General features: G+C 58.8%; 9 protein-coding genes. All 9 read left to right on the forward strand.

What is annotated here, in order from left to right:
• The coding region (locus AAAB35_RS19925) for a MotB family protein (protein WP_340670013.1) at positions 1-1,012 on the forward strand (1,012 nt) is incomplete at its 5' end.
• Positions 1,009-2,217, forward strand: coding sequence for a chemotaxis protein MotC (locus AAAB35_RS19930; RefSeq protein ID WP_340670014.1), 1,209 nt, complete (start codon positions 1,009-1,011; stop codon positions 2,215-2,217). The genes AAAB35_RS19925 and AAAB35_RS19930, both read left to right, overlap by 4 nt.
• Positions 2,214-3,404: a flagellar hook-length control protein FliK gene (locus AAAB35_RS19935; protein ID WP_340670015.1), complete on the forward strand. Its 1,191-nt coding sequence runs from the start codon at positions 2,214-2,216 to the stop codon at positions 3,402-3,404. Before AAAB35_RS19930 ends, AAAB35_RS19935 begins: the two co-directional genes overlap by 4 nt.
• 52 nt (positions 3,405-3,456) lie before the next feature.
• On the forward strand, positions 3,457-3,930 hold the full coding sequence (locus tag AAAB35_RS19940; RefSeq protein ID WP_340670022.1) for a transglycosylase SLT domain-containing protein: 474 nt from the start codon (positions 3,457-3,459) through the stop codon (positions 3,928-3,930).
• Between the two features lie 237 nt (positions 3,931-4,167).
• Entirely contained in the window at positions 4,168-4,839 is a 672-nt protein-coding gene (locus AAAB35_RS19945; RefSeq protein WP_340670016.1) for a response regulator transcription factor, read from the forward strand.
• A 128-nt stretch (positions 4,840-4,967) separates the two neighbouring features.
• Positions 4,968-6,230, forward strand: coding sequence for a flagellar hook protein FlgE (locus tag AAAB35_RS19950; RefSeq protein ID WP_340670017.1), 1,263 nt, complete (start codon positions 4,968-4,970; stop codon positions 6,228-6,230).
• Between the two features lie 31 nt (positions 6,231-6,261).
• Positions 6,262-7,734, forward strand: coding sequence for a flagellar hook-associated protein FlgK (gene flgK / locus AAAB35_RS19955; protein ID WP_340670018.1), 1,473 nt, complete (start codon positions 6,262-6,264; stop codon positions 7,732-7,734).
• Positions 7,735-7,736: 2 nt separating this feature from the next.
• Positions 7,737-8,786: a flagellar hook-associated family protein gene (locus AAAB35_RS19960; protein ID WP_340670019.1), complete on the forward strand. Its 1,050-nt coding sequence runs from the start codon at positions 7,737-7,739 to the stop codon at positions 8,784-8,786.
• 43 nt (positions 8,787-8,829) lie between these two features.
• Positions 8,830-9,062 (forward strand): flagellar biosynthesis regulator FlaF (locus AAAB35_RS19965; RefSeq protein WP_340670021.1); only part of this gene is annotated, 233 nt, incomplete at its 3' end.

Raw genomic sequence — 9,062 nt, forward strand, 5'->3', positions numbered from 1 at the left:
GCCTAAGGGCATCGAGGAAATCGACAACGAGGAAGGCAAGGTTCGATACGAGCGTCCTGAATCAGTTGATCCCATAACGAAGAGCGCGCGCAACGAGAAGCAGGTCGAGCCTGTCCCGGAGCGGGAAGAGCGGCAAATCTTCAAGGACCCCTATGCTGTCCTCGCCGAGATTGCGACGGATTCCGGCGTGCTGCAGAACCGCTCGGCCAAGGGGGAGGGTGGTTCGAGCCAGGCGGGCCCCTCGACGGGCGCGGAGGGAGGCGACGCCTATCGCGATCCGTTCGATCCGAACTACTGGTCGACACATGTTGAGGACGAGATCTTTCCCCTGACAAATAGTCCGGCCGTCCCGCCGCCATCGCAGGAACCGTCAGTCCAGGTAGCACGCACGCGGGCAGAAGCCGAGGCGCAGCAAGCGGCGCTCGAAAAGCGCATGGCAGCCGGCGACTCAAAAGCCGCGGCGGATCAGCCCGAGGCTGCGATGCCGCCTGTCACAGCCGAAACAGCAGCACCTGCCAAGGAAGAGAAGGTACCCGACGCTGCGCAGGTTGAATCGGCACGCGCACTCGCCGCGGAAATTGCAAAGAAGACTGGGGCCATAAGCGATGCCAAGGCGCCGGATATTACTGTGGTCGCCAAGGATGATGGCCTGATGATCCAGCTTACCGACAAGGTCGACTACGGCATGTTCGCGATCGGATCAGCCAAGCCGGACAAGCGCGTCATCCAGGTCATCGACGAAATCGCCAAGATCATCGCGGGCCGCAAAGGCGAGGTCGTCATCAGTGGCCACACAGACGGACGGCCGTTCAAGAGCGATACCTATGATAACTGGCGGCTATCATCCGCAAGGGCGCAGATGGCCTATTACATGCTGACCCGCAAGGGATTGGATCCGAAGCGCGTCCTGCGCGTCGAAGGCTACGCCGACCGCGACCCGAAGGTCGCCTCCGATCCCTACGCGGCCCAGAACCGGCGCATTGACATCTTCTTGAGGACGGGTTCCAGATGAGGGCAGGGCGCGCGATCCATTGGCTGGTATTCGGTTTCTTCAGCCTGCCGCTGGCTGGCGCGGCCGCGCAGGTCAACTTTCCGGCCCCCGAACCATATCTTCTCGTGCGTTCCATGCGGATGCTGCAAGATCAGGTCGCATCCGGTAAGCCCGAAGCCCTGCCGATGCTCAACCGCGTGCTTGGCCATATTGCCGAACAGCTGCGATCGGCGAAGCCCGAAGTATGGCAGAAGCCTGCAAATGCCTATGCGATTTTCGTCTATCTGCTAAACGGCGGCAATCCGGAGGTGGTACGGGCGATACTTGCCTCAACGACCCTGGACCAGGTGGACCCAAAGCTCGTCGCCGGCTCGCTCGCATATGCGGACGGGGACACGCTGCACTTCGTCGAGAACTTTCAGGAAATACCGCCGAACGTGCCGAGTGAGCTCGTTGCTTCAATCTATCTCGTCACCGCGACGCAGCTTGCCGCCATCGATGCCGGAACCGCTCTGAAGCGCCTCGATTATATTCGCCTCAATGCACCAGGTACCCTCCTTGAGGAGGCGGCGCTGCGGCGCGGCCTGACCATCGCCGCGCAGCTGGGTGACAAGGACAAGGTAAGGCTCCTCGCCCGCAACTACCTGCAACGCTTCGCCTATTCGCCTTATTCGGAAGATTTTTTTCGTCAGCTCGTCGATGCTTTGATGGAGTTGAAGGACCGGGTCAGCAACGACGAAATCGAAGAGATCGCAGCGCTCGCCTGGCCACGCGCGCGGCTGCCGCTTTACCTGCGGATAGCGCGTGGCGCGCTTGTCGCCGGCAATCTCGCGCGCGCCCGGTTTGTCGCGGAACGGGCCGATCGATTGGCAGGCGAACTCAAGACAGATGACTCGCAGGCCAAACTCTACCTTGCAGTCAGCAATGTCGGCTCCGACAAGACGGGCGAGGCTAGGTTCATGCTGTCGAAACTGCCGCGAGACCGATTGCACGAACGCGACGCCAAGCTCCTGGATGCAGCGCTAGCGATGGCAAGCCGCATTCTCGCGCAGCCCATCCCTGAACTGGAGACGCCCCAGAAGCCAGTCGCCCGCAACGCTCCCGTACCTGCCAGCGCGCCGGTCGCAGTCGCGTCACCGCCAGATGTGCCGACCGATCCGCTGGTGCTTGAGACGAGAAAAAAACTTGACGCCATCGACGCGCTCCTCGGAAGGACAGGCAAATGACGATTGGAGCTGAGATGCCACTGCGGTCGCAGGTCGATGCGCGCCTAAGAGATGGCGGCAAAGGCGATCCCATTGTCGATTTGAAAATGCAGGTAGAAGACAGGACCGGGCTCGACTTCGGGACCATGGTGAAAATCGCAGCACCAAGGGTGCTTCGTAGCGACGAGGTCAAGGATAACAAGCTTGAGGCACGAGACGACGAGACTGAGACGGACGGCGACAAGCCCTCGAGCCATGCACCCATCCAGGGCATTTTCGGCCAGACGATGATGGCTCTCGAACAATTGCTTGAAAAGCAGCGCCAAAATCAGGAACAGTCCCTAGTCATCGTTGACGCTGCCGATGAGAATGCTCCAAGGCCGCTTGAGGTCGAGCCGAAGACGGCATCGGGTGCCGGCGCTTCACTCGATTTGCCACTGCCTGAAAAAGTCCTGACTGACAAGACGTCCACCATGCCTGCCCCGAAGGCAGGGTCCACGCCAGCACCCAATCAGGGACCCGCAACGCCCACCACGCGCCCGCAAGAAACCGAGGCGAAATCGCAGGAGCCAGCGCTTGAGAAGGCCGCCAGCCGTCCCGTTGAGTCTCCCGCAGCGCCATCAACAAGCCCGACTACTATAGCTCCAAGCTCTGGAGGTCAGACGGAGGTCCGGGCTACGAGTCCGTCGGTACCGACCACGCCATCGGCCATGAGCCGTCCGCCAATAACCGATGTTCAGATCGTCGCTGATCGCACGACTGGTGCAACGAGAACGCTCGTGATCCAGCTCCAACCGATCGAGCTTGGCACAGTCACCGCACGCTTGCGGCTGACATCCGACGGCATGCATATTCAGCTGACTGCCGAGGACCATATCGCTGCCGAGCACCTCGCACGCGACCATGAAGCACTTGGCAAGGCACTGAAGCTCGCGGGCGTCGGCGATGATACATCGTCCGTCACGATCGCGGTCATCGACCGATCGAGCCCGACATCAAATGCACAGGGTGGGCAACCCAATCTCGGCGGACAAGATCAACAAGCCGACGGGCGCGCCAACGGCCAGGGGCAAGCCGCGTCTGGTGGAGCGAAGCAGGGCGGGTCGACGGGCCAGCAATTCCTTGGAGATAGCAGATCCGATGAACGCGAGGAGAAAGCCGGAATACCGGGTATCGAAAGCAATCTTTCGCGCGGTCTGGTTATTTAGCCTTCTTGCCATCCCAAACACTGCCTTGTCTGAAAACCTCTGCGAGCGCGAAATGCATCGCGCCTCGGTCAAATACGGTATCCCACTCGGTATCCTCTATGCCGTCGGCCTGGCCGAGACCGGTCGCAAGGCGTCGCTGCAGCCCTACGCCATGAACATCGATGGCAGGCCTTACTTCATGCCATCAGCGGCAGCGGCCATGGCCAAATTCGATGAAGAACAATTTAAGGGGGCTAATCTTATAGATCTCGGATGCATGCAGATTAACCAACATTATCACGCAAGCGCCTTTCGCTCCGTAAGCGCCATGCTCGATCCGGCAGCAAACGTTGACTACGCAGCGCGCTTCCTCAAAAAGCTTCGGTCACGGGAAGGAAGCTGGACCATGGCCATCGCCCGCTATCATGCAGGTCCTGATAACGACCCCGCCCAGCAATATTACGTTTGCCGCGTCATCGAAAATATGGTGGCCAGTGGTTTCGGTAATTGGACACCAGAAGCAACAAGGTTTTGCGGCAAGAGTTAGCCATGAGTCGTAACACTTGGTAAGAAAACGTGAATTCCCTCCGTGGGATTCTTGCGGTGCTACTTCTGCCTCAAAAACGAATCAAAAAATCGGACACAGTCAAGGAAAAATCCTCACCGCGTCGCCGGGGATGCATCCCAATAAATTGGGGTCTATTTCTTGGGAATTGTCGAGGAGTCATCCCCACCGCTAGTTGTGTGTTGCTTGGGGCAACTTATTGATTCGAAAGGTGGGGTTGTGATCGTAGTCGTCGACGAACGAAGTTTGGTGACGAGTGGGTATTCTGCGTGGTTCGCCCGAGAGGGCATTACAACAACCGGCTTTTCTCCCGATGATTTTGGCGACTGGGTCGCCACGGTCCAGGAGAGCGACATTATGGCGGTCGAAGCGTTTCTGCTAGGAGAATGCGCCAATCGCAACCAGTTTCCACACAAAATTCGTGAACGCTGCGTGGCACCGGTTATTGCGGTCAACGAAACGCAATCACTCGAGCATACGCTGGAGCTTTTCCAGGCAGGCGTCGACGACGTCGTCCGCAAGCCCATGCATGTTCGGGAAATCCTCGCACGCATCAATGCCATTCGCCGCCGCTTTGGCAATGGCGGTGCCGGCACGCAAATCGGTCCGATCCGGGTCTTCTCCGACGGACGCGATCCGCAGATAAACGGCGTCGATTTCTCTTTGCCGCGGCGAGAGCGGCGCATACTCGAATATTTGATTGCCAACCGTGGACGCCGTCTCAACAAGGCGCAGATATTCAGCGCCATCTACGGCATTTTCGACAGCGATGTCGAGGAAAGCGTGGTCGAGAGTCATATCAGCAAGCTGCGCAAGAAACTGCGCGAGCAGCTCGGATATGACCCGATCGATTCGAAGCGGTTTCTCGGTTACAGCATCAATCTCGACTAGGCGCTGTTTCCGCCGACGGCGGAAGTGTCAAAATCCCGGTATACCTCAAAAGGATTACAACGCGTCAGCTTCGCGCAAGTATCGCAGGATAACGATCTTGTACGGAGTTGTGACGCAAGGAGACGGATATGAGCCTCTATGGAATGATGCGAACCGGCATTTCGGGCATGAACGGCCAGGCCAACCGGCTGTCGGCCGTGTCGGACAACATCGCCAATTCCAGCACCACCGGCTACAAGCGGGCGAGCACCGAGTTTTCCTCGCTCGTGCTGCCGAGCTCCGGTGGCGAATACAATTCGGGCGGCATCGAGACAACGATCCGCCACCACATTTCCGAGGACGGGTCCCTACGCTATACGACGTCGTCGACCGACCTTGCACTACAAGGAAACGGCTTCCTTATAGTCAGCAATTCGAGCGGCACACCGTACCTGACGCGTGCGGGCTCCTTCGTGCCGGATCCGCAGGGCAATCTGGTGAACACTGCCGGCTACTACCTGATGGGCTATCCGATCACCAACGGCAATGTGAATCCCGTTGCCAACGGTTACCAGGGGCTGGAAAAGATCAGCATTGCCCAGAATGACCTCATTGCCGATCCGAGCCGCACTGGCACATTCACCGCCAACCTGCCGGCAGGAGCGTCCATCATCGCCGCTGCTGACCGTCCACCGACGAACACAACGGCTTCCGCCCAGTACACGGCGAAGACCTCGATCCAGACATTCGACAATCTTGGCAATGTCGTGGTCGTCGATCTTTACTTCACCAAGACCGCCGACAACGCCTGGGAACTCGCGGCCTACAACCATGCTAATGCCGCAGCCTCCGGCGGCTTTCCCTATACCCCGGCGACACCGCTGACGACCGAGAACTATACGTTCGACGGCGTCACAGGCAAGCTGACCTCCACTGATCAATCAATCTCGATCAACGTTCCGAATGGCCAGGCGCTGGAGATCGATTTCTCCGCGACGAAGCAGCTCGCCGGCGACTACACACCCATTGAAGTCAAGGTCGACGGCAACTCTCCGAGCCCGATCGACAATGTCGACATCGGCGCCGACGGCACCGTCATGGCGATCTACAAGAATGGCGCCAAGCGGGCGATCTACAAGATCGCGCTCGCCGACGTCCCGAGCCCCGATAATCTACTTGTCATGTCCGGCAACGTGTTTTCACCGAGCGCAGAATCCGGCGACATCCAGGTCGGCTTTGCCGGCACGGGAAGCTTCGGCAGCTTAAGCTCCGGCGCGCTCGAACAATCGACCGCTGACATCGCGCAGGACCTGACCGACATGATCGAGGCGCAGAGAAACTACACGGCAAATTCGAAGGTCTTCCAGACGGGTGCAGACCTGATGGACGTGCTGGTCAATCTGAAAAGGTAGTTGAACAACTAATGGCGATTGGACAAAGGGTATGTCACTAACTTCGGCGCTCAACACGGCTCAGAGCGCTATAACGACCGTTTCGAGGCAGACTGCGTTGGTATCGCGCAATATTGCCGGCGCCAACGATCCCAATTTTTCACGGCGTATAGGCTCCGTAGTCAGCGGTCCCGGCGGCTTGACCTATCTTTCCGTTACCCGTTCTGCCGACGACGCCCTCCTATCGAAATATATCGAGACCAACAGCCAGCTTGGCGCCTCCGACACGCTTCAGGGAGGCCTCGACCGTTTGTCCGGCATCTATTCCGCCAATGATGCCTCAGGTTCACCCAGCGCCTTGCTCGGCGACCTCCGCGATGCCCTGCAGCTCTATGCCAACAAGCCAAGCGATACGACCGTCGGCCAGGCCGCGGTTTCGAAAGCAGCTGATCTTGCCAATGCGTTGAACAGGGGCAATGACGAAGTCCAGAAACTGCGTCAGGACGCCGACACCGACATCGCCGACTCCGTCAAGAACCTCAACACGCAGCTTGCCAAATTCGAAGCGGTCAACACACGCGTCATCAACGGTACGCGTTCAGGAGCGGATGTTTCCGATGCGCTCGATGAGCGCGACGGCCTGCTTAAGCAGATTTCCGGCGAGGTCGGCATTACGACGCTCGTTCGCGGCGACAACGATATGGTCATCTTCGCGCAGAATGGCGTGTCGCTGTTCGAAGGCAAGGCGCGCACCGTGAGCTTCACGCCGACCAGCGCTTTCAGCGCCGGTACGAGCGGCAATCAGGTCTATATCGATGGCGTTCCGCTGACGCACGACACATTCCAGCAGCCCTATGGAACCGGCCGCCTCAGTGGATTGCTGCAGTTGCGCGATCAGACTGCGCCCGACTACCAGAACCAACTCGACGAGATTGCTCGCAGCCTCGTCAGCATGTTTGCTGAATCCGATCAGAAGACACCGCCGACGCTGCCGACGGTACCCGGACTCTTCACCTATGCAGGCGCGCCGGCGATGCCAACTGACGGGACGATCCTTCCAGGCATTGCGGGTACGATCAAGATTTCCTCGGCCTATGTGCTTAGCGAAGGAGGCAACCCGGCGCTTCTCCGCGACGGTGGCACTGTGCCGGCCAATCCGGATTACGTACAGAACCCTGACGGGTCTGCCGGGTTTTCGACGCGCCTGCAGAACTTAATTGGCGCGATCGGTTCGCCCCGCACCTATGATCCGACGGCAAACGGCGGCAACAATAAGAGCCTTCTCGATTTTTCTGCAGCGTCGATCAGTTCGCTTGAAGTCAAACGGCAGTCTGCTACGCAGACCAATGAGTACAACGGCATTCTGGCTTCCAGGGCGAGCGATGCCATTTCCAATGCGACCGGCGTCAATATAGACACCGAAATGCAGTCGCTTCTCGATCTCGAGCACTCCTATAACGCATCGGCGCGGATCATCTCCACGATCGACGCGATGTTGAAAGAACTCCTTCAGGCGGCGTCATAGATATGAAAACCCAATCCGTTTCATCGTATATGCTGGCAAATGCGACCCGCAATATCCTGGCGAACGCTCAATCCGAGCTGATCAAGGCGCAGCAGGAGGCCACGACGGGCTTCGTGTTTGACAAGGGGCTCACGCTTGGCAGCCGCTCAGGGCAATCCATCTCGCTGCGCAAGGAATATGACCGCCTGTCAGTCCTGACCGACACGAACGGCGTCATCAAGGAACGCATGACCACGTCGCAGAATGCGCTGACCAACGTCATCAAGGGAACGCAAGACCTTCTGAGCATGGTGACGGCGATGTCGGGTGGGGCGGTGGGCCGCACCGTCGCGGCGGAGAAGGCGAAGGGCTTGATGCAGACGACAACAGAGCTCCTGAATACAAGCTTCAATGGCGAATACATCTTTGCCGGCGTCAACACGGACGTGAAGCCGCTTGCGGACTATGATGCGGCAGGAAGTCCGGCCCGCGCCGCCGTCTTGCAGTCCTTCCAGGATTATTTCGGCTTTCCGACCACCGATCCGCAGGCGGCGAATATTTCAGCCGCCGACATGAAGAATTACCTCGACACGGCATTTACAGCCGAGTTCGACGCTGCCTCCTGGTCGGCAAATTGGTCGTCGGCCTCTGATACCCTCATCAAGAGCCGCATTGCGCCAACTGAAATCGCCGAAACCTCCGCCAGCGCCAACAGCGCCGGCTTCCGGCAGATGGCTATGGGCATCACGATGATTGCCGAATTCAGCGACATCGGCCTCAGCCAGGCAGCGCTTGACGAAGTCGTCGGCAAGGCCTCGAAGACGACGACGGACGCCATCACCGCACTTGCTGATACGCAGTCTTTCCTGGGCAATGCGCAGGCACGCACGAAAGATGCGACTGACCGGCTCGCCGTGCAGCTCAATGTTCTCAACAGCTCGGTGCTTGACCTTGAAGCCGTCGATCCCAACGAGGCGGCTACCCGCGTCAACGCCCTGACAACGCAGATCCAGGCGTCGTACGCACTGACCGTCAAAATTCAAAGCCTGAGTTTGCTCAACTACCTGAAATAGTAACTGGCATAATCAATGCGCCGGCTAATGAACGGAAAGAAACATGTACCAGGCCCGATACGATGACATCATGAGCGACGGCGCCGATAGCGCAAGGGAAACGGAGCGCTCCCTGTTCGATCAGTCGATCTTGATGCTGGAGGAAGCCCGCGACGAGGGTGGCTACTCATTCAAGGGGATCGAGGCTGTCCAGTTCACGTCCCGCCTATGGATGCTGGTTCTCGAAGACCTTGGCAGTCCCGCGAACGGATTGCCGCCGGAGCTGCGCGCCTCCCT

It is taken from the genome of Phyllobacterium sp. (assembly GCF_037994425.1).
GTDB lineage: Bacteria > Pseudomonadota > Alphaproteobacteria > Rhizobiales > Rhizobiaceae > Phyllobacterium.

Coding starts and splice junctions, on each gene's coding strand:
- AAAB35_RS19960 (WP_340670019.1), top strand. CDS start 7,737: ATGAAAACCCAATCCGTTTCATCGTATATGCTGGCAAATGCGACCCGC.
- AAAB35_RS19930 (WP_340670014.1), top strand. CDS start 1,009: ATGAGGGCAGGGCGCGCGATCCATTGGCTGGTATTCGGTTTCTTCAGC.
- AAAB35_RS19950 (WP_340670017.1), top strand. CDS start 4,968: ATGAGCCTCTATGGAATGATGCGAACCGGCATTTCGGGCATGAACGGC.
- AAAB35_RS19940 (WP_340670022.1), top strand. CDS start 3,457: ATGCATCGCGCCTCGGTCAAATACGGTATCCCACTCGGTATCCTCTAT.
- AAAB35_RS19935 (WP_340670015.1), top strand. CDS start 2,214: ATGACGATTGGAGCTGAGATGCCACTGCGGTCGCAGGTCGATGCGCGC.
- flgK (WP_340670018.1), top strand. CDS start 6,262: ATGTCACTAACTTCGGCGCTCAACACGGCTCAGAGCGCTATAACGACC.